At 67.3% G+C, this 17,871-nt stretch carries 19 protein-coding genes and 1 pseudogene; 7 read left to right on the top strand and 13 right to left on the bottom strand.

Annotation, left to right across the window (positions count from 1 at the left end):
- The first annotated feature begins 71 nt into the window (after nt 1-71).
- Nucleotides 72-749, top strand: coding sequence for a winged helix-turn-helix transcriptional regulator (locus ACIG5A_RS23275; RefSeq protein ID WP_397243278.1), 678 nt, complete (start codon nt 72-74; stop codon nt 747-749).
- On the opposite strand, the gene ACIG5A_RS23270 is transcribed toward ACIG5A_RS23275, so the two are convergent.
- The 4 genes from ACIG5A_RS23270 to ACIG5A_RS23255 form a co-directional block, all read right to left on the bottom strand.
- Nucleotides 739-1,068, bottom strand: coding sequence for an antibiotic biosynthesis monooxygenase family protein (locus ACIG5A_RS23270; RefSeq protein WP_397243276.1), 330 nt, complete (start codon nt 1,066-1,068; stop codon nt 739-741). The two genes, ACIG5A_RS23275 and ACIG5A_RS23270, sit on opposite strands and share 11 nt — an antisense overlap.
- A gap of 118 nt (nt 1,069-1,186) precedes the next feature.
- The gene (locus ACIG5A_RS23265) at nt 1,187-2,920 is read right to left on the bottom strand and encodes a cutinase family protein (protein ID WP_397243274.1); all 1,734 of its coding nucleotides are present in this window, start codon (nt 2,918-2,920) and stop codon (nt 1,187-1,189) included.
- 158 nt (nt 2,921-3,078) lie between these two features.
- Nucleotides 3,079-3,471: a RidA family protein gene (locus ACIG5A_RS23260; RefSeq protein ID WP_397243272.1), complete on the bottom strand. Its 393-nt coding sequence runs from the start codon at nt 3,469-3,471 to the stop codon at nt 3,079-3,081.
- Nucleotides 3,471-4,085 carry a DinB family protein gene (locus ACIG5A_RS23255; RefSeq protein ID WP_397243270.1) on the bottom strand — a complete coding sequence of 205 codons (615 nt, stop codon included), beginning with the start codon at nt 4,083-4,085 and terminating at the stop codon, nt 3,471-3,473. The genes ACIG5A_RS23260 and ACIG5A_RS23255 overlap by 1 nt, the downstream gene beginning before the upstream one ends.
- 61 nt (nt 4,086-4,146) lie before the next feature.
- Here ACIG5A_RS23255 and ACIG5A_RS23250 point away from each other — a divergent pair, with 61 nt between their 5' ends.
- A complete protein-coding gene (locus tag ACIG5A_RS23250; RefSeq protein ID WP_397243268.1) occupies nt 4,147-5,130 on the top strand; it encodes a helix-turn-helix transcriptional regulator in 984 nt (327 codons plus the stop codon).
- 187 nt (nt 5,131-5,317) lie between these two features.
- On the opposite strand, the gene ACIG5A_RS23245 is transcribed toward ACIG5A_RS23250, so the two are convergent.
- On the bottom strand, nt 5,318-5,962 hold the full coding sequence (locus ACIG5A_RS23245) for a TetR/AcrR family transcriptional regulator (RefSeq protein ID WP_397243266.1): 645 nt from the start codon (nt 5,960-5,962) through the stop codon (nt 5,318-5,320).
- A gap of 121 nt (nt 5,963-6,083) precedes the next feature.
- Here ACIG5A_RS23245 and ACIG5A_RS23240 point away from each other — a divergent pair, with 121 nt between their 5' ends.
- A complete protein-coding gene (locus ACIG5A_RS23240) occupies nt 6,084-6,917 on the top strand; it encodes an SDR family NAD(P)-dependent oxidoreductase (RefSeq protein WP_397243264.1) in 834 nt (277 codons plus the stop codon).
- 83 nt (nt 6,918-7,000) lie between these two features.
- On the opposite strand, the gene ACIG5A_RS23235 is transcribed toward ACIG5A_RS23240, so the two are convergent.
- Nucleotides 7,001-7,636, bottom strand: coding sequence for a TetR/AcrR family transcriptional regulator (locus tag ACIG5A_RS23235; protein WP_397243262.1), 636 nt, complete (start codon nt 7,634-7,636; stop codon nt 7,001-7,003).
- A 79-nt stretch (nt 7,637-7,715) separates the two neighbouring features.
- On the opposite strand from ACIG5A_RS23235, the gene ACIG5A_RS23230 reads away from it, so the two are divergent.
- On the top strand, nt 7,716-8,363 hold the full coding sequence (locus ACIG5A_RS23230; RefSeq protein ID WP_397243260.1) for a CatB-related O-acetyltransferase: 648 nt from the start codon (nt 7,716-7,718) through the stop codon (nt 8,361-8,363).
- Between the two features lie 44 nt (nt 8,364-8,407).
- Nucleotides 8,408-9,580 carry a macrolide family glycosyltransferase gene (locus ACIG5A_RS23225; RefSeq protein WP_397243258.1) on the top strand — a complete coding sequence of 391 codons (1,173 nt, stop codon included), beginning with the start codon at nt 8,408-8,410 and terminating at the stop codon, nt 9,578-9,580.
- Between the two features lie 114 nt (nt 9,581-9,694).
- On the opposite strand, the gene ACIG5A_RS23220 is transcribed toward ACIG5A_RS23225, so the two are convergent.
- Complete coding sequence (locus tag ACIG5A_RS23220) at nt 9,695-10,645, bottom strand: LysR family transcriptional regulator (RefSeq protein ID WP_397243256.1); 951 nt, start codon at nt 10,643-10,645, stop codon at nt 9,695-9,697.
- A gap of 111 nt (nt 10,646-10,756) precedes the next feature.
- On the opposite strand from ACIG5A_RS23220, the gene ACIG5A_RS23215 reads away from it, so the two are divergent.
- Together ACIG5A_RS23215 and ACIG5A_RS23210 are read left to right on the top strand one after the other, a co-directional pair.
- Nucleotides 10,757-11,641, top strand: a complete 885-nt coding sequence (locus ACIG5A_RS23215) for an NAD(P)H-binding protein (protein WP_397243254.1) — start codon at nt 10,757-10,759, stop codon at nt 11,639-11,641.
- Nucleotides 11,642-11,682: 41 nt separating this feature from the next.
- A complete protein-coding gene (locus ACIG5A_RS23210) occupies nt 11,683-12,048 on the top strand; it encodes a darcynin family protein (protein WP_397243252.1) in 366 nt (121 codons plus the stop codon).
- Here the strand turns inward: ACIG5A_RS23210 and ACIG5A_RS23205 are convergent, their stop codons facing one another.
- The 6 genes and pseudogenes from ACIG5A_RS23205 to ACIG5A_RS23180 form a co-directional block, all read right to left on the bottom strand.
- The gene (locus ACIG5A_RS23205; protein ID WP_397243250.1) at nt 12,049-12,498 is read right to left on the bottom strand and encodes an SRPBCC family protein; all 450 of its coding nucleotides are present in this window, start codon (nt 12,496-12,498) and stop codon (nt 12,049-12,051) included.
- 84 nt (nt 12,499-12,582) lie between these two features.
- Nucleotides 12,583-13,473: an RNA polymerase sigma-70 factor gene (locus tag ACIG5A_RS23200; protein ID WP_397243248.1), complete on the bottom strand. Its 891-nt coding sequence runs from the start codon at nt 13,471-13,473 to the stop codon at nt 12,583-12,585.
- Between the two features lie 40 nt (nt 13,474-13,513).
- Nucleotides 13,514-16,147, bottom strand: a complete 2,634-nt coding sequence (gene dnaB / locus ACIG5A_RS23195) for a replicative DNA helicase (protein WP_397243246.1) — start codon at nt 16,145-16,147, stop codon at nt 13,514-13,516.
- A 634-nt stretch (nt 16,148-16,781) separates the two neighbouring features.
- Entirely contained in the window at nt 16,782-17,237 is a 456-nt protein-coding gene (gene rplI, locus ACIG5A_RS23190; protein WP_397243244.1) for a 50S ribosomal protein L9, read from the bottom strand.
- A gap of 17 nt (nt 17,238-17,254) precedes the next feature.
- The gene (rpsR, locus tag ACIG5A_RS23185; RefSeq protein WP_227997676.1) at nt 17,255-17,506 is read right to left on the bottom strand and encodes a 30S ribosomal protein S18; all 252 of its coding nucleotides are present in this window, start codon (nt 17,504-17,506) and stop codon (nt 17,255-17,257) included.
- 58 nt (nt 17,507-17,564) lie between these two features.
- Nucleotides 17,565-17,871: pseudogene (locus ACIG5A_RS23180) on the bottom strand (single-stranded DNA-binding protein); the annotation flags it as partial.

Genomic DNA, 17,871 nt, shown 5'->3' with positions numbered 1-17,871 from the left:
GATGTCGATCGTCGATCGGCGTATTCGGCGGATCCAGTTCAAGAATTGAACCGCGTACTTACCCTTCGGATATGAGTGGTTACGGTCAGTTCTGTGCGGTCGCACGAGCATTGGACGTGCTCGGGCAGCGATGGACGATGCTGATAGTTCGCGAACTGCTGCTCGGCGCGACCACGTTCACCGATATCCGGCGCGGTCTGCCCCGCATCCCGCGCGCGACGCTGTCCGCCCGTCTGCGCGGGCTGCGCGCCGCCGCGGTGGTCGAGTTCGTCGATGGTGAATACCGGCTCACCGCAGCGGGGTTCGCTCTCTCGCCGGTGGTACGGGAATTGGCCCGCTGGGCAATGGATACCGATAGTGCGGCCCTGTCCGATGATCATCTCGATACCGCCGCCTTGACCTGGGACATTCAGCGCCGCATCGACACCGAAGCCCTCCCGGGCCACACCGTCGTTCTCGCCATCGAATTCACCGACCGCGCCGCGCCCGACCGCGACTTCTGGCTGCACCTGTCCCGAACGGGCGTGAATCTGTGCCGCGACGATACCGGCGCCCCGATCGACCTGTGGCTCACCGCGCCAACCGCCGCCGTGACGCGCTGGTGGCTCGGCCATCTGACCTGGCCGCAACTGCTCCGCGATCCGGCAGTAGATGTCCACGGCGACAAAGCTTTACAGCGCCAGATGCACCGCTGGTTCCTCCGCTACACCTTCACCCCCGACACCTTCGCCGAAGGGGCTACGGGATAACGGAGCCGGGAGTCGATCCGGCGGCGACCGTGTAGTGGGTGACGGTGGGTTCGTGGTCGAGGAGGTAGTCGTCGTCCTCGGGGTAGTAGACGGCCTTCTCGATATCCTCGCCGGCGAATCCGCGGATCACGTCCAGTGATTCCCACCAGCTCAGCGTGCGGATCTCGGTGCGGCCGTCGCCGAGGTCGCGGGTCAGCATCTGGGCACCGAGATTGCCTGGGGTCTCCAGATATTCGCGGATGCCGGTGCCGTTGATGTAGGCGACGTAGTCGGCGGCGCGCTCGGTGCGTACGTGGCCACGCCAGATTCGTGCGATCAACTATTCCTCCCGGGATCCGGTCGCCCATGGTAGTCGTGGCACCGCGCTGCCGCTGAATTACGAACGCCCTGCTCGGCACCTATTTCGGTGCCGAGCAGGGCGTTTCGGTTCGACGTGCTTATCCGACCGCCGTTGTGGTCGGTGCGGGGGTGGTGGTGGGCGGCTGGGTGGTGGTCGTAGGTGCGGCGGTCGTGGTGGGAGCCGGCGGGGTTGTCGTCTCCGAAGTGGTTGCCGGGCTCTGGGTTTCGCGCTTCGGCGCCGAAGCGATCGGCGCCGGGGTCGCCGGTGGCGTTGTTGTGGCCGGCTGCTGTGTGGTGGTCGGCTGACCGGTGGTGGTGCTCGGTTGACCGCTGGTGGTCGTCGGTGTGGTGCTGGTGGTGGTCGGCGCCGTGGTCTTCGTGCTCGTGGTGGTGGTCGGCGCCGCCGTGGTGGAGCTGGTCGCCGTGGCCGCCTTTGCCGCCGTGGTGGCCGCCGCGGCCTTGTACACGGCGGCGACGTCCGCCGACTCCGGCTTGGCCTTGGTGTCGACCGGCTCGCCAGCCTGCGCCTGCTTCGCCAGATGCGTGAGCCAGGCGGCCGCGTATTCGGCGGAGGTCAGCGGCTTTCCGTTGGCGGGGTCGGCGTCCTTCCAGTAGTCGAAGTGGTGACCGGTGTGGTTCGGGCCGAGCGTCTGCTGGTAGGGATCGCTCATGATCACCGGGATGGTGTTCTGGTTGGTCACGATGAGACCGATGATCTCGTTCAGGATCTTCTGCGGCAGGTAGGCCAGCGGCGACATGTCACCGGCCGCGATCGTGTCGGCGGCCGCCTGCGCCTTCGGCGTCTGGCCCGGCTTGTAGGCCGGATCCGAGACACGAAGCAGCACCTGGAGGAAGGTCTCGTCGCTGCGCATCCAGTTCGGCTGCGAGGCGATATCGGCGAAGGCGGCCAGCGCGATGCGGCCGAGCGCGGCGGCGACATCGCCGCCGGTCGCGGGCGTCAGCCCCTCGCGCTCGAGCGCGTCGACGTTCACCTGCCTGCCCACGTTGATCGCCAGCTGCAGCAGCGAAATGTTCTTCGGCGCCGAACAGGTGAGGTCGCCGTCGGAGCAGAACGAGGCGACCTTGCCGTTCAGCTTGCCGAAGCTGCCCGCGGTGCCGGGCAGCGCGCCCTGGCCCGGCGTCGCCTTGCCGCCGTAGGCCGGGTCGAAGTTGTCGGGATGGTTCGGATCCTTCGCGCCGGGGAACGGACCGCCCTCGGCCGAGCGGCCCGCGTCCGCGAGGATCACCACGCCGACCACCTTGTCCGGGTCGACGACGCCGTACTTACCGTCCTTGTCCGCCTCCGAATTGCCGACCTTCGTCGCGACCCGGCGCACCACGTCGGCACCCTCGCTGTAGCCGACGATGGAGAACCTGGTGTTCGGACAGGCCTGCGTGATCTCCCGCATCACCTGTTCGGTATTCGCGACGCCGGTGTTGACGGCATCCTCATAGGTGGACATATTCGCCGGATACGCGATGTAGACCGCGGCGTAGGAGCCGGGATCGGTGCCGTTGGCCGGTGCGTTGACCACCGGATCCAGCCATTCGCTGCTGTGGTCACCGGACAGCGCGGCGGGCAATTCATTGCCGTTGGCGTCGACGAGCAGCTTCGTGGTCCCCGCGCGTGGCGTGTCGTTACGCCCGGCCACCGAGATCGTCACCATGTCGTGGCATTCCGTCACCGACGACGTCAGCACGGTATCCCTGGTCTGCGGTGTCGATGTCGTCAGCGCGAACGACGCGGCGACCACCGCCGCCACCCCGAGCGCCGCGGGCGCGGCGACGGCCGAGGCCATGCGATGTCGCGCGAAGAACTCACGAAGAGCCATGTCCAAATCCCCATCTCAGAACCAACAAGTGGACGGACAGGCCCCCCGACAGGCCATGTGTCACGAGAGACGTCGTCTTCCGGGACCGAAGCGTTACTGCGGCGTCACCAGTTCCATATGGCGTCGATGCGACAACCAGGGCCGATGGCGGTCGGCCGCTATTGCCCGGCTTCGGGGATGAGCGCGATCGCGTCGATCTCCACGAGTGCGCCGGGGCGGGCGTGGCCCGCGGTGGAGATGACGGTGATGGCGGTGCGGTGGTCGCCCCACACCGATTGGGATGCCGCGTATCCGGCTTGTACGTCGGCGCCGTCGATGAGATAGATGTTGAGTTTGACGACGTGTTCGGGGCCGGTGCCCGCGGCGGCAAGGACGGACAGCACGTTGCGCATGGCCTGTTTGGTTTGTTCTTCGAGTCCGTCGAGCAGCTTTCCGGTGCGGTCGGACCCGAGCTGGCCGCCGACGTAGAGTGTCGGCCCGGCGGGGGCGATCACGCCCTGGGTGAAGGCCGGATTGTTGTAGAGGTCTTCGGGGTCGACGTGCTTGATCATCAGTTCCCTTCCGCGGTAACGAGATTCGAGTGAACGTAGAGGTCGCGCAGCAGGCACACCTCGGACAGATGATGGATCAGCTCGCGGTGGATGTGCAGCACCAGATCGGCCACGGTCAGCTCGGGGAACGGCTCCTTGTTGCCGACAGGGACCAGGAGTCCGTCCGCGCCGAGGTCGCGCACACCGGCCAGCCAGGTGTCGATCTGGGTTTCCAGCTGGTCGAGTGCGGTTGCCGCGTTGCCCGCGTACTCCCACGTCTCATAGGACGCCGCCGGTGCGCCGAAGTGCGCCGCGTTGCGCGCGGCGAGCACGCCGACGATGACGTGGCCGAGGCGCCAAGCGATCGTGGTGAACGGCGCGGGGTCCGGCTGCGGGTAGGCGAAATCGATAGTGAAGTCGCCGACGCCTGCCTGCATCTGCGCCGTCGAGGCGCCGCGCGGGCGCACACTCCAGTTGTCCGGCACCGGTGACCAGAAGTATTCGTCGTCGGTGAGGCCCTCGAGCCTGGCCTTGACCTGGTGTGTCCAGTGGAATTCCCACTGTTCGCGCAGCGAGTGATTCCAGTCGAGCGCCATCCCCGTCGCTTCGTCTGTGTCCGTTGCTTCTGTGTCCATAGCGTCACCCTCGCACCCCTAGCGGACAGTATCGGTCCGCTATTGTGCCAAGCTGGGTGATATGGACTTCGACGAGCTCGGCACGACCGAGCGGGTGCTCACCCTGCTCGGGCTGCTGCAGCAACGCCAGGTCTGGACCGGTCCCGAACTAGCCGACCGGCTCGGGGTCACGCCGCGCACGGTGCGCCGCGATATCGAGCGGCTGCGCACGCTCGGCTATCCGGTGCATGCCAGCCACGGCGTCGGCGGTGGCTATCAGCTCGGCCGCGGTCAGGACCTGCCGCCGCTGCTGCTCGACGACGAGGAGGCGATCGTCACCGCGGTCTCGCTGCTGCTCGGTGTGAACGGCGCGGTCGCCGGTACCGGTGACGCCGCGCTGCGCGCGCTTGCCAAGCTCGACCGGGTGCTGCCGACCCGGCTGCGGCACGAGGTGCGGGCACTGTCCGGCGCGGTGGAATCCTTCGACGGCGGCCGTACGCCGGTCGATCCCGATGTCCTGATGACGCTCGCCAGAGCCTGCCGTGACGAGGTCGAGGCCTGCTTCGACTATCCGTCGCGCGGCGAGGTGCGCGGGCGGCGGGTCGAGCCCTACCGCGTGGTCGCCTCCGATCGTCGCTGGTACCTGCTCGCCTATGACCTGGACCGCGACGACTGGCGCACCTTCCGCGTCGACCGGATGACCGAGGTGGCCGCACGGACTTGGCGCTTTCGTCCGCGCCCGGCCCCGGACGCGGCGACCTATGTGCAGGAGAGTGTTTCGAGCCGGGTGTACCAGCATCGAGCGCGCTTCTTGATCCACGCGTCCGCCGATGTCGTGCGCGCCCAGATTCCGGCGGGGGCTGCCGTCGTGCGAGCCCGCGGGACCGAGCGATGCGAAATACTCAGCGGCGCGGACAATCTCGACCGCATAATCGCATACGTGCTGCTGCTCGGCCACGACTTCGAGGTGCTCGACCCGCCGGAACTCGGAATCCTTTGCCGCACAATGGCGCAGAGACTCTTGGCGGCCGGTGCGGCAACGGGGCAGGGCGGCGAAGACGGCTAGATTGCCCGACCCTGCCGGTCACGCAGACAGCACATCTCGTGCGCGCCGCCATCCATTGCCTTGTGGCGCATGCTGTTTCGAGGGAGCGGTTGCCGGATCATCACCGCGGTTCGGCCGCGTCACGTAGCGGGGCCGAGTAGCGGCGTAAGCGGATTCGATGGGAGTCGTCTTTTCCGGGTTGTGCGGACTATCGGCCTGGGCCGAAGGCTTTGAGGAAGGTGCGCACCGCGGCGTCGGTGACGGCGCGGAGTTCGGTGTCGGAGGGTTGGCTGGTGCCGAGCCGGAGCAGGCTGTCGGCGGGGCCGGCGAGGAGCGCGGCGAATTGGGCGGCCGCCAGCTCCGGGTCGTCGATCTCGAGTTCACCGGCCAGTGACAGCCGCGCGAGCCGGTCGGCCAGGGCCGAGGTGGCGCGGCGGGACACCTCGGTCACGAGGTCGACCAGGTCCGGGAATTGGGTGGCTTCGGCGCAGACCAGGCGGCGCAGCGTTCGCGATTCCTCGGTGCAGTAGCACTCGATCAGGTGCCGCCCGACCTCGGTCAGGCGAGTGGTGAGGTCGCCATCGGCGGACGCGAGCTTCTCGATCGCGGCGAGGTTGGCCGCCAGGGCGGTGCGCGAAAGCGATTGCACCGCTTGGCGAAACAGCGACTCCTTGTCGTGGAAGTGGTTGTAGACGGTGGCCTTGGCGACTTGGGCCTCGGCGGCGATGTCGTCCACTCGGGCCTGGGCGTAGCCGCCACGGGCGAAGACGGCGAAGGCCGCGGCCAGCACGGCCTGCTGCTTATCGATCCGCCCGCGGGACGGCGCCTGCTCGGCGGTTTCCAACGCGCTCATCGGTCCATCGTATCGGCCGGACTAGTTGTTTGTACTCACGGGTCTACTGAAGCAGACTTATTGACCTATACCCATCGGTCTAGTTTACTGATCTAGCTAGTCCACTAGGAAGGGAAGATCCGTGAAGACAGTCGTGATCACCGGTGGCACCGACGGCATGGGAAAGGCGCTCGCGCTGACCTACCTCCGCCGTGGCGACCGGGTAGTCGTCATCGGTACCAATGCGGGGAAAGGGCGGGCGTTGCTCGAGACGGCCGCCGAATTCGGCGCCGATGAGCGCGTCGAATTCATCCAGGCGGATCTGAGCACGATCGGGGAGAACCGGAGGGTGATCGAGCGGATCGAGGCGGCCCACCGGGTCGTCGACATCCTCGTACTCGCCGCACGGTATTACCGCGCAACGCGTTTCGTCACCGCCGACGATCTCGAAGCGAATTTCGCGCTGTTCTATCTCAGCAGGTATCTGTTCGTGCACGGCCTCGTCACGCGGCTCGAACAGGCCGACGAACCGGTGGTTCTCGATCTGTCGGGCCCGGGCGGTGACCTCGCTGGAATGCGTTGGGATGACCTGCAATTCGCCCGAACCTATGATCCGGATGCGGTCATGGGGCAATGCGGGAAGTTGAGCGATCTCCTCGCGGTTGGCTTCACCCGCCGCTATCCGGACAGTCGAATCCGTTATGTCCTACTGCATCCCGGGCTGACGGCAACCGCGTTCACCGGCGAATACGATGCCGTCAGCGCCGAGATCGTCGCGGGCATGCGCGAGCGCGGCCAGCCGATGGAAGCCGCGCTCACCCGAATCCTGCGCCACCTCGACCACCCGCCGACGGCGCCACTGAGCGCGTTCATGCAGGACAACCCGGTCGACGTGCACGGCGCACCCTTCAGTCCGGAAGCCGCCGATCGACTGGCCCGACTCACCGCGAACCTGCTCGACCGCCAGCCGGTCTGACCACAGCCGCGCACTTTCTGATTTCCGGCACACGGTGTCGCAGGCGATTCGGTGTGCGGGACGTCGATGCGCGCGCGGCTGAATCAGTTGGGTGAGTGTGGGCTGGTGAACGCGCCGGCGGATGCAGCGAGTGTGGCGGTGCGGGCGGCGTGGTCAGGGAGGCTGGGGTCGGGGGTAGCGCGGAGCAGGACCAGCTGGTGGTAGATCGGCGCGGTCGCGGCGAGCAGCACGGCGCGCGCGTCGGTGCCCTCGGGAAGTTCGCCACGCCGGATCGCGCGCTCGATGATGATCTCGCAGTCGGCGTACTTGCCTTCCCATAGGCGCAGCAGGGCGCGAGCGGCTTCGTCGGAGCGGAACGACGCCGCGATCAGCGCGATGGCGAGTGATGGCTGCTCCGTGAGGGATTGCTGGATCTCGTGGTTGAGCGCGGCCAGATCGCCGTGCAGGGAGCCGGTGTCGCGTGGCCGCCAGTCGTTGTCGCCTGCGTCGTCGAAGACGTCGGTGAGTAACCCGCCGACGTCGCGCCAACGGCGGTACACCGTCGTGCGGTGCACGCCCGAGCGCGCCGCGACGGTGTCGACGGTGAGTGCGTCGTAGCCGTTTTCGGACAACTCCGCGCGGACCGCGTCGAGCACCTGGGCGCGGATGCGTGCGGTGCGGCCGCCCGGCCGGGCGGATGCGGTCGGCCGGGGCTGGTCCGGTGCGGGTGTGGAGCTCATCGTCGGTAATCCGTTTGCTCGATGGGGCGGGGCGTGGTTGCATCGTAACGCAACAATTGTCGCACTAAGGAGGTTGTCGATGCCCGCGCTCGTTCCCGCGGACCCGGCCGTACTGCACCCCATGCCGGGCCAGCCCCGGGTGGTGCTGCTCAAACCGCTGGTCACCTCGCCACTGATCGAGGTCGGGGAGTTCTCCTACTACGACGACCCGGACGACCCGACCGCCTTCGAAACCCGAAATGTGCTGTACCACTACGGACCCGAAAAGCTGATCATCGGAAAGTTCTGTGCGCTCGGCACCGGAGTGCGGTTCATCATGAACGGCGCCAACCACCGCATGGACGGACCGTCGACCTTCCCGTTCCCCACCATGGGCGGCTCGTGGTCGGCACACTTCGACCTGCTCACCGGCCTGCCGAACCGGGGAGACACCGTCGTCGGCAACGACGTCTGGTTCGGTCACGGCACGACCGTGCTGCCGGGCGTCCGCATCGGCCACGGCGCGATCATCGCCTCCGGCGCCGTGGTCACCGGCGACGTACCCGACTACGGCATCGTCGGCGGCAACCCGGCCCGCCTCATCCGCACCCGCTACGACGATGAGGACATCGCCCGGCTGCTCGCGGTCTCCTGGTGGGACTGGCCGTTGGCGCACATCACCGAACACGTGCGGACGATCATGTCGGGCAGCATCGCCGATCTCGAAGCCGCCGCCCCGCGCGAGTGACGAAAGTCCTTCCACCCCTTCCGATTTGAAATGAGTGATCTGCTATGCCTCGTCGCGCTCACATCGCGATGATCGGGGTCCCCGCCGTCAGCCACGTGCTGCCGAGCCTCGAGATCATCCGCGAACTGGTGGCCCGCGGCCATCGCGTGACCTACGCCAACGACCCGGTCGTGACCGAACTGATCACCGCGGCCGGGGCCGAACTCGTCGCCGTCCCCTCGATACTCCCGGTCGCCGACAACAACTGGCCGGACGACCCCATCGCCGCGATGGATCTGTTCCTGGACAACGCCATTCAGGCGCTCCCGCACTTGCGCGCCGCCTATGACGCCGACCCGGCCGATCTCTACCTGTACGACATCGGCGCGTATGCCGCGCGGGCACTCGCCGAGGTGCAGGGCCGCCCCATCGTGCAGCTGTCACCGGCGTTCGTGGCCTGGGACGGTTATGACCAGGACATCGCCGCGCAACTGCGGCAACTGCCGGGAGCCGACAACCATCGCGCGAAGTTCGCGCGGTGGCTCACCGACTGCGGGGCGGCCACCACCGATGTCGACGCGTTCTCGGGCCTGCCCGCGCGTGCGCTGGCGCTGATCACCCGTGCGATGCAGCCGCACGCCGACCGGGTCGACGCCGACGCGGTGTCTTTCGTCGGCCCCTGCCTCAACGTCCGTGCGGCAGAGGAGAATTGGGTCCGCCCGGCCGGTGCGGAGCGGGTGCTGCTGATCTCACTGGGCTCGGCGTTCACCCGTCAGCCGGAGTTCTACCGCCGGTGCCTCGCCGCCTTCGGCGACCTGCCCGGCTGGCACGTCGTGCTCCAGATCGGCAAGTACACCGACCCGGCGGAGCTCGGCGATATTCCGGCCAATGTCGAAGTGCACTCCTGGGTCCCGCAGCGCGCGATCCTGGAAAAGGCGGATGCCTTCGTCACCCATGCCGGAATGGGCGGCTGCGGTGAAGGATTGGCGGCGGGTGTGCCGATGATCGCCGTGCCGCAGGCCGCCGATCAGTTCATGAACGCCGACCGGCTCGTCGAACTCGGCGTGGCCCGGCGCATCGACACCGAGCAGGCCACCGCCGAGAACCTCAGGGCCGCACTGGATTACCTCGTCACCGACGCGGAGGTCGGCCGCCGCTCCGCGCGGCTGCGCGCCGACGCGCGCGCCGAGGGTGGCACCGTGCGTGCCGCCGATCTGATCGAAGGCATGCTCGGCTGAGGGTTTCTGTCGCGTATCCGGCGCCGCGTCACCGTGCTTCGCCGACCGGCGCCTCGTTGTCGAAGCGCGCGCGGGCGCGTTCGACCAGATCGGTGCGCTACTCGGCGCGGCATTTCAAAGGTGTTGGCTGGCAACGCTCGACGTGCTGAGGGCGCGGCGGATGGCGCCGCGCAGCCAGCGGTGGGCTCCGTCGGCAGTGTGCCGAGGGTGCCAGGCTATACCGATGGTCAGCGGCGGCAGGGGCAGGGGGATGTCGAGGAGGCGCAGTCCGAGGGCGGTCGCGTCGTCGGTGAGGGGGGATGGGGCGGCGCCGGGGAGTGCGGCGGGGACGAGGCAGACGATGTCGGTGCGGGCGGCGAGGGTCATGGCGGCCAGGTGGCTGGGGAGCACCACGCTGACGCGGCGGTACAGATTCCGTTCCGCCAGTGCGGTGTCGAGCGGGCCGGTGAACCGGCCGCGCCTGCTGACCGCGACGTGCTGGGCGGCGGCGAGCCGGGCCGGGGTCAGGGGTTGTTCGGTGAGGTGGTGACCGGGCCGGACGGCCGCCACCATGCGCAGGGTGACCAGCTCTTCGACCTGGGTTTCGGGATCCACATGATCGATGGATCCGATCTCCAGATCGATCCGGCCGTCGCGGAGTGCGGACCCGGCCTCCAGCTCTTCGGCCCGGAGCCGGAAGGAGACTCCCGGCGCCTCCTGCTGGGCCAGTCGCATCAACCGAGGGGCGAGTGCCGCACCGACCAGGTCGGCGGACTGAAGGGTGAAGGTGCTGCTCAGCGCGGCGGGGTCGACGCCGGCGCCGGGGCTGAGCAGTGCCGCGAGGCTGCGCACCACCGCGGCGGCCTCGTCGCGCAATGCCTCGGCCCGCGGGGTGGGGACCATGGTCTGTCCGGCCCGCACCAGGAGTGGATCTTGGAGGATGCGGCGCAGGCGGGCGAGGGTGCGGCTCATGGCGGCGGGCGAGGAGTGCAGGCGGGCGGCGGCGCGGGTGACGCTCTGCTCGGCCAACAGGGCGTCCAGCGCGATGGCGAGGTTGGCGTCGAGGGCCGGTTTCGAGCTGTTCACCAGCATTATTCCATTTCAGTCAATGATTCAGTGCCGAAGTTCCCATTGTGGCAACGCCTGGCTCTCCGCAGGATGGCGGTGTACCGATCCGATCCGACCAGCGAGGCTTTCATGATCGTTATCACCGCTCCCACCGGGAACATCGGGCGTCCCCTACTCGCCCGGCTCCTGGCGTCCGCGGACGAGGAACTGCGGGTGATCGCGCGCGATCCCGCGCGACTCCCGTACGCGGCGCGCGAACGCGTCGAGGTGATCACCGGTTCGCACGGCGACGCCGCGACCCTCGACCGTGCCTTCGACGGCGCGGACGCCGTCTTCTGGCTCGTCCCCCCGGACAGCTCCCTGCCCCCGCAGGACGGCTTCAGCGGCTTCGCCCGTCCCGCCGCGAAGGCGCTCGCCGCCCACGGCGTCGGCCATGTCGTCGGTGTCTCCGCGCTCGGCCGCGGCACCCCGGTCGCCGACCGCGCGGGCCTGGTCACCGCCTCCTTCGCCATGGACGACCTCATCGCCGACACCGGCGTCGCCTACCGGGCGCTGGCCAATCCGTCCTTCTTCGAGAACTTCCTGGAGGAGGTCGACTCGATCGGCGACAACGGCGTGTTCGTCGACGTCCTGGACGCCGACCGCGCAGCGCCCCGCGTCGCTGTCGCCGACATCGCGGCCGTCGCCGCCGGGCTGCTGCTCGATCGTTCGTGGACCGGCAGCGACAGCGTTCCCGTCCTCGGGCCGCAGGACCTGTCCCCCAACGATATGGCCCGCATCATGACCGAACAGCTCGGCCGCCCGGTCCGCTACGAACGCCAGTCGTTCGACGAGCTGTACACCACCCTCGTCGGCTACGGCCTCGACGAGGCGTTCGCCCGAGGCGTGGTCGATATGAAGCGGGCCAAGGACCAGGGCCTCGACGCCGGGGTCGCCCGTACCCCGGACACCGTGTCCCCCACCAGCTTCGAGCAGTGGTGCGCCGAGACCCTCGCGCCCGCTGTCCGCGGCTGAGACCGAACACCCTGCACACCAACACCTTTGGAGGCACCCCCATGCCCGTTGCGAAACCCGAACCGCCGGTCACGGCTTTCATGCTCGTCAAGACCACACCCGAGTGGCTCGCGCTGACCGTCCAGGAACGCTTGGACGCCTTCACCACCCAGGTACTGCCCGCCATCGAGGCCAAGACCACCGGCGTGCGGTCACGCTTCTACGACACCGAGTTCTACTCCGCGCACGTCACCGACGTCTGGGTATGGGAGGCGGACGACCACCGCGCCTACCAACTCCTCATCGACGCACTGCGCGAAACCCCGTTCTGGGACCGCTATTTCGAGATCGTCGACCTCCTGGTCGGCATCGAGAACGGCTACGCCCGCACCTACGGTCTCGAACCCGTCGCGACCATCACCACCTGACTAGCGGCGATCGGTGAGGTCTCGGGCGCAGGCGGCCAGGATTCGCCCGAAGACGTGGGACACCATCGGGCGGGAGAGCAGGCGGGTGGCCAGGTCGGCGCCGAAGGGAACGGCCATCTCGACGGTGGTGGACCAGACGACCTTGGTGCCACCGGGTACTTCGGTGAATGTCATGGTGCCGCCTTCGTGGCGGGCCGGAGGGAAGCTGCGGTCGACGACATAGTCGAAGGAGTGCGGGGCGTCGTAGCGGGTGACGCGTTCGTCGAAGCGGCCGATCAGCCAGGTGTGCAGGCGAATCGCGCCGACGCCGTAGGGGGCGCCCTCGCCGGGTTGGGCCAGGGTGCAGCGCAGGATCCAGCGGCTGCGTTCGTAGTTGGTGGTTACCGCGCACCAGTCGAAGACTTGGTCGATCGGGGCCGCGATGGTGCGTTCGACGGTGATGGTTTGCATGGTCTTCTCCTCCACGCCGCGTTGATTCCGGACAACCCTGAGACACCGCGGGATTCGCGAGGGTGACATCCGGCCGCTGTGGTCTCAGTCACGCTGGATGGCGCGCACGACCTCGGTGGTGCGGAGCTTCTCCGGGTTGCGCACCGCGTACAGCCCGGTGATGCGGCCGTCGGTCAGCTCGATCATCTGGATGGTATCGAGCCGGCCGTCCGCGGTGGACCGGCACAGGATCGCGGGCAGTGCGTTGAAAGTGCCGTACTCGTAGGTCATCTCCGCCATGGGGCCGCGGGCGAGGGCGATGAGATACTTGGCGACCTCGGCGGCACCGACGATCGGGCGGCGGGCCGCGGTGACCACGCCGCCGCCATCGGTGAGCTGCACGACGTCGGGGGCGAGCACGTCCATCAGGGTGTGCACGTCACCGGTGCGGGCGGCCAGCATGAACTGCGAGATCACCGCGCGGCTTGTCGCGCTGTCGGGCTCGAAACGCTTGCGGCGGTCCCCGACGTGCGCGCGTGCCCGGTGGGCGATCTGGCGGACGGTGACGGCGGACTTGCCGATCATGTCGGCGATCTCGATGAGGCTGTGGCCGAACACCTCCGACAGCACGAACACGGCCCGCTCGGTCGGGCCGAGGGTTTCCAGCACGAGCAGCATGGCCATCGATACCGATTCGGCAAGCAGGACATCGTGACTGGCGTCGTGCTCGGTGCGGATCGGTTCCGGCAGCCAGTTGCCGACGTACTCCTCGCGGCGCCTGCTCAGCGACCGCAATCGATTGAGCGACTGCCGCGTGACGATCTGCTTCAGATAGGGCCGCAGGTACTCGACCGTCGCAGGGTCGGTATCGCGCCAGCGAAGATAGCTGTCCTGCACGGCATCCTCGGCATCGGCCGCACTACCGAGGATCTCGTACGCGATCGTGAACAACAGCGGACGCAGCTCATCGAACGCGCCCTCCCCCACCTCATCCATCCCGCCAACCCTACCGCCGGCGGTTCATCCGACGGAGAGGTTAGCCGCGTGCCATATCCACGAACCGGCTCAAATGCAGCTGGTGGGCGACGGTGATCGTGGCGGTCGGGCCGTTACGGTGCTTGCCGAGAATCAAGTCGGCTTCGCCGCCGCGCGGATCGTCGCGCTCGAAGGCGTCGGGCCGGTGCAGCAGGATGACCATATCGGCGTCCTGCTCGAGCGAGCCGGATTCGCGAAGGTCGGACACCATGGGGCGTTTATCGGTTCGCTGTTCCGGACCACGGTTCAGCTGACTGATCGCGACCACCGGAACTTCGAGTTCCTTGGCCAGCAGCTTCAGATTTCGCGAGAAGTCCGAGACTTCTTGCTGACGGGATTCCACCTTCTTGCCGGAGGTCATCAGCTGCAGGTAGTCCACAACGACGAGCTTCAGGTCGTGCCGCTGCTTCATCCGCCGCGCCTTCGCCCGAATTTCCATCATGGTCAAGTTCGGTGAATCGTCGACGAACAGCGGCGCCTCACTGATCTCACTCATCCGCCGCGCGAGTTTCGTCCAGTCGTCATCACTCATCCGCCCCGAACGCATATCACCGAGTTTGATCTTCGCCTCGGCAGAGAGCAGTCGCATAACAATTTCCGTGCGGCTCATCTCCAAGGAGAAAATAACGCTCGCCAACCCATGCTTGATCGAGCAACTCCGCATGAAATCCATGCCGAGCGTGGAGTTGTGGGTCGGCACCATCGAGTGACCCGCGAGGTAGAGATGCTCGGCATTGTCGACCTCGACGCAACGCACCGGCACGCTGTCGATCTTGCGGACATCGACGATGTATCGCGAATTGGATCGCGCGGTACTGCGCGTCGCGCGACGTTCCTTGTGGAGCAGGGCTTTTCGATACAGCCCGAACACCTCGTCGTCTGTCGAGAAGGTGACTGTGTAAGCGATGGAGGACGCTTCGGTCCGGCCGCGGACGCGCTTGGTCGAGACCTGGCAGCGGTATCCGAGGCTGACGATGAGCTCCTGCACGTCGCGAATCAACCGCTCGCTGGCGACGCTGAACTGAACCGAGCCACCGTGGGTGACTGTGCCGTCGGTGTCGAGCAGCCCCGCGAGCAGGGCACGTCGTTGCGCCTCGGACGCGCGCAGATAGTGGACAGGAATGTGCTTGTCGCCGAGCACGCCGATGGTCCGTAGCCGGGCCTGCACGCTGCCCACGCTGTTGCGGCACGGCTGGCACAGGCGCAAGCCGATCGATGGGCCACCGCACTGCGAGCAGGTGGGGGCGGCGACCGGCGCCGAGTAGAAACGCGCCTTACCGCCACAGGATCGGCCGCAGGTACGAACCTCGCTGGTGTGTGGAATGAACTCGGCGCCGCATACCGCGCAGTGCCGCGCGGCGATCGGATCGTCCGACGGGAGTCGCAGGTGATATCGGAGATGCGCGGACGGCGACGGGACGGCGACGATCCCTTCGCCCTCGATGCAAGCGATGATCTCCGGATCCGCCGATGTGATCTGTGCCGACGCCGATGTTCCATCGCCGAGCCAGGCGCCGAGCGTGTACGGCGGAACCAGCAGCTCGCGTGTGGGCAGTTGCAGCGCACGGGTATTCGTCACCGAGTGATTGAGTCTGCGATCAGCCGTATCGCAGCGCAGCGTATTCGCGATCTCGCTCGTTGTTCGGACTGCGGCGAAGGTGCGCTGGTTGCGATAACGGTGGTAGCCGGTCTTCGCCTGCTGTGCGGAGCGCCGCGAAGCGCGCGTCTCGGTGAGCCACTGGTGCTCTCCATCGGCGACGACGACTGTGCCGTCGGAGAATTCGACCTCGTAGCAAGGACGTTCGGTCATTACCTCGGTGGCGCCGACGACGCGGGTCGGGCGGCCATGGTTGTCGAGGAGTTCGTCGCCGACCTTGATCTCACCCATGGTGGTCCAGCCGGTGGGGGTCGGCAGGGGTGTGTCGAGTGCGAGAGCCTTTCCGACGCCGGGGCGGGCCGCGACGATGATCATCTGGCCGGGGTGGAGGCCGTTGGTTACTTCGTCGAGTTCGGTGAAGCCGGTGGGGACGCCGAGCGAGATGCCGCCGCGGGAGGCGATGGAGTCGATTTCGTCCATGGTGGGCTGGAGGAGGTCCTCCAGTGGCATGAAGTCTTCGGTGGTGCGGCGTTCGGTGACCTCGTAGACCTCGGCCTGGGCGCGGTCGACGACCTCGGCGATGTCCTGGCCGTCGGCGCCCGCGTAGCCGTATTGGACGATGCGGGTGCCCGCCTCGACGAGGCGGCGCAGAATCGCCTTCTCCGCAACGATTTCGGCGTAGTAGCCGGCGTTGGCGGCGGTCGGCACGGTCTGGGTGAGGGTGACGATGTAGGGGGCGCCGCCGATGCGCTTGAGCTCACCGCGGCGGTCGAGACCGGCGGCGACGGTGACCGGGTCGGCGGGCTCGCCGCGACCGTACAGATCGAGGACGGTGTCGTAGATGGCCTGGTGCGCGGGACGGTAGAAATCGCCGGGGCGCAGCACCTCGATGACGTCGGCGATCGCGTCCTTGCTCAGCAGCATGCCGCCGAGCACCGACTGTTCCGCCGCCATGTCGTGCGGTGGCTGGCGTCCGAAATCCTCGCCGGGCGCTTCCTGTGGGTAGTCCGCGTGTCCGCGGTCGTCGACGACTGCCACCAGACTCGACCGTCCTCTCTTTCCCCACGACCGGGTGCGACCCTGTTGATCACTCGTTATTGATGACTCGTTCTACTCCCCGGGTACGACAGGCCCGCTACGGTTTGCCAGCTATCGCCGAGGTGAGCGTCGAATCGTGCGGTTCCGGGTGCTTCGTTCAAGGCATTGCGACGAACCTAAGCGACCCGGTGGGCGGTCGCCAAACGCTACTGTGCACACACCTGTGGATAAGTTGGGGACTGTTCACCTAACCGTGTGCACCCCCTGTGTACTACTTGGGGAAAACCCAGGTCACAGTGTTCAAACGTGCAGATAGATATCGATTTCCGAATCTATCCACGTGTGGATGAATGAACTTCCGGCGTGTCGGTCCAGTTGAACAGCCGGGCGTGTTGGGTTAACGGCATGTGGCATGGATATGTCCCGGATCACATTGCGAACGGTTGGTTTTCTCGGTAATCCACAGGCCGGAAAACCGGCGGTAGATCAAGCCGCGCATAGTGCCGTCGAGATTGCTGAGCAGCGCATATCAAACGTCCGCTAATGGACAGCTATCAATGCCGCGTTCAGGAAAAAGCGCAATCGAAGGCCACCCCGGTGCCGAGCACGGGGGTGGCCTTCGATGGGTACTGAATCAGCTGGCCGCTGCGACCTGCAGGTCGAACTTGGCAACCACATCGGGGTGCAGGTGCACCACGACGTTGTGCTTGCCGGTCGACTTGATGTGCGCCTTCGGCAGCTCGATGCTGCGCTTGTCGACCACGGGGCCGCCCGCCGCCTTGATGGCAGCCGCGACATCGGCCTGGGTGACCGAACCGAAGAGCTTGCCGGTGCCTGCGGTCTTCACCGACAGCGAGACGCCTTCCAGCTTCTCGATGGCCTGCTTCAGCTCGTTGGCGTGGTCCAGGTCGCGCACCTTGCGGGCATCCTGCGCCCGGCGGATGCCGTCGACCTGCTTCTGCGCGCCACGGCTGGCAACGATCGCCAGGCCGCGCGGCAGCAGGTAGTTGCGGCCGTAGCCGTCCTTGACCTCCACGGTGTCGCCGGGGGCACCGAGGTTGTCGACATCTGCAGTCAGAATCAGCTTCATGTGCGTGCCTCCCTTACTCAGCGAGCCGTCGACACGTAAGGCAGCAGGGCGACCTCACGCGAGTTCTTCACGGCAACGGCGACGTCGCGCTGGTGCTGCACGCAGTTGCCGGTCACCCGGCGAGCGCGGATCTTGCCGCGATCACTGACGTACTTGCGCAGCAGCGCCGTGTCCTTGTAATCAATGTTGACGGTGCCGGTCTTGGCTTCCTTGCAGAAAGTGCAAGCCTTCTTCTTCAGCACCTTTTCGCGCGCGGGCGCTTTAGGCATGGTCTTCTACTCCGTAATGTGATTGGTCCGAGCCGATCGGACCTATGAAAGCCGTTGTCTAGAACGGCGGTTCGTCATCCATGCGGCCGCCCCCGAAGGAGCCTGCCGCGGGCGCGCTGCCCCACGGATCGTCCTCGGCGCCTCCGCCGGAACGTCCGCCGCCACCGCTGTTGGCGTTGTAGCCGCCACCACCACTCGAACCGGCACCGGCGCCGCCGCCGAAGCCGCCGCCACCGCCGCCGCGGCTGGTCTTGGCGACCTTCGCGGTGGCGTAGCGCAGCGAGGGACCGACCTCGTCGACCTCGAGCTCGACGACCGTGCGCTTCTCACCCTCGCGGGTTTCGTAGGAGCGCTGCTTCAGTCGT

Origin of the sequence: Nocardia sp. NPDC052566 (assembly GCF_044547285.1) — a bacterium.
Classification (GTDB): Bacteria; Actinomycetota; Actinomycetes; order Mycobacteriales; family Mycobacteriaceae; genus Nocardia.
Note: the sequence above shows the minus strand (reverse complement) of the source record. Positions and strands in the feature narration are given on the sequence as shown.

Bases quoted from the DNA above. Each gene is read 5' to 3' on its own strand.
- ACIG5A_RS23225 (WP_397243258.1), top strand. From the start codon at position 8,408: ATGCCTCGTCGCGCTCACATCGCGATGATCGGGGTCCCCGCCGTCAGC.
- rpsR (WP_227997676.1), bottom strand. From the start codon at position 17,506: ATGCCTAAAGCGCCCGCGCGCGAAAAGGTGCTGAAGAAGAAGGCTTGC.
- ACIG5A_RS23215 (WP_397243254.1), top strand. From the start codon at position 10,757: ATGATCGTTATCACCGCTCCCACCGGGAACATCGGGCGTCCCCTACTC.
- ACIG5A_RS23260 (WP_397243272.1), bottom strand. From the start codon at position 3,471: ATGATCAAGCACGTCGACCCCGAAGACCTCTACAACAATCCGGCCTTC.
- ACIG5A_RS23265 (WP_397243274.1), bottom strand. From the start codon at position 2,920: ATGGCTCTTCGTGAGTTCTTCGCGCGACATCGCATGGCCTCGGCCGTC.
- ACIG5A_RS23200 (WP_397243248.1), bottom strand. From the start codon at position 13,473: ATGGATGAGGTGGGGGAGGGCGCGTTCGATGAGCTGCGTCCGCTGTTG.
- ACIG5A_RS23245 (WP_397243266.1), bottom strand. From the start codon at position 5,962: ATGAGCGCGTTGGAAACCGCCGAGCAGGCGCCGTCCCGCGGGCGGATC.
- ACIG5A_RS23235 (WP_397243262.1), bottom strand. From the start codon at position 7,636: ATGAGCTCCACACCCGCACCGGACCAGCCCCGGCCGACCGCATCCGCC.
- ACIG5A_RS23255 (WP_397243270.1), bottom strand. From the start codon at position 4,085: ATGGACACAGAAGCAACGGACACAGACGAAGCGACGGGGATGGCGCTC.
- rplI (WP_397243244.1), bottom strand. From the start codon at position 17,237: ATGAAGCTGATTCTGACTGCAGATGTCGACAACCTCGGTGCCCCCGGC.
- ACIG5A_RS23230 (WP_397243260.1), top strand. From the start codon at position 7,716: ATGCCCGCGCTCGTTCCCGCGGACCCGGCCGTACTGCACCCCATGCCG.
- ACIG5A_RS23275 (WP_397243278.1), top strand. From the start codon at position 72: ATGAGTGGTTACGGTCAGTTCTGTGCGGTCGCACGAGCATTGGACGTG.
- ACIG5A_RS23250 (WP_397243268.1), top strand. From the start codon at position 4,147: ATGGACTTCGACGAGCTCGGCACGACCGAGCGGGTGCTCACCCTGCTC.
- ACIG5A_RS23205 (WP_397243250.1), bottom strand. From the start codon at position 12,498: ATGCAAACCATCACCGTCGAACGCACCATCGCGGCCCCGATCGACCAA.
- ACIG5A_RS23210 (WP_397243252.1), top strand. From the start codon at position 11,683: ATGCCCGTTGCGAAACCCGAACCGCCGGTCACGGCTTTCATGCTCGTC.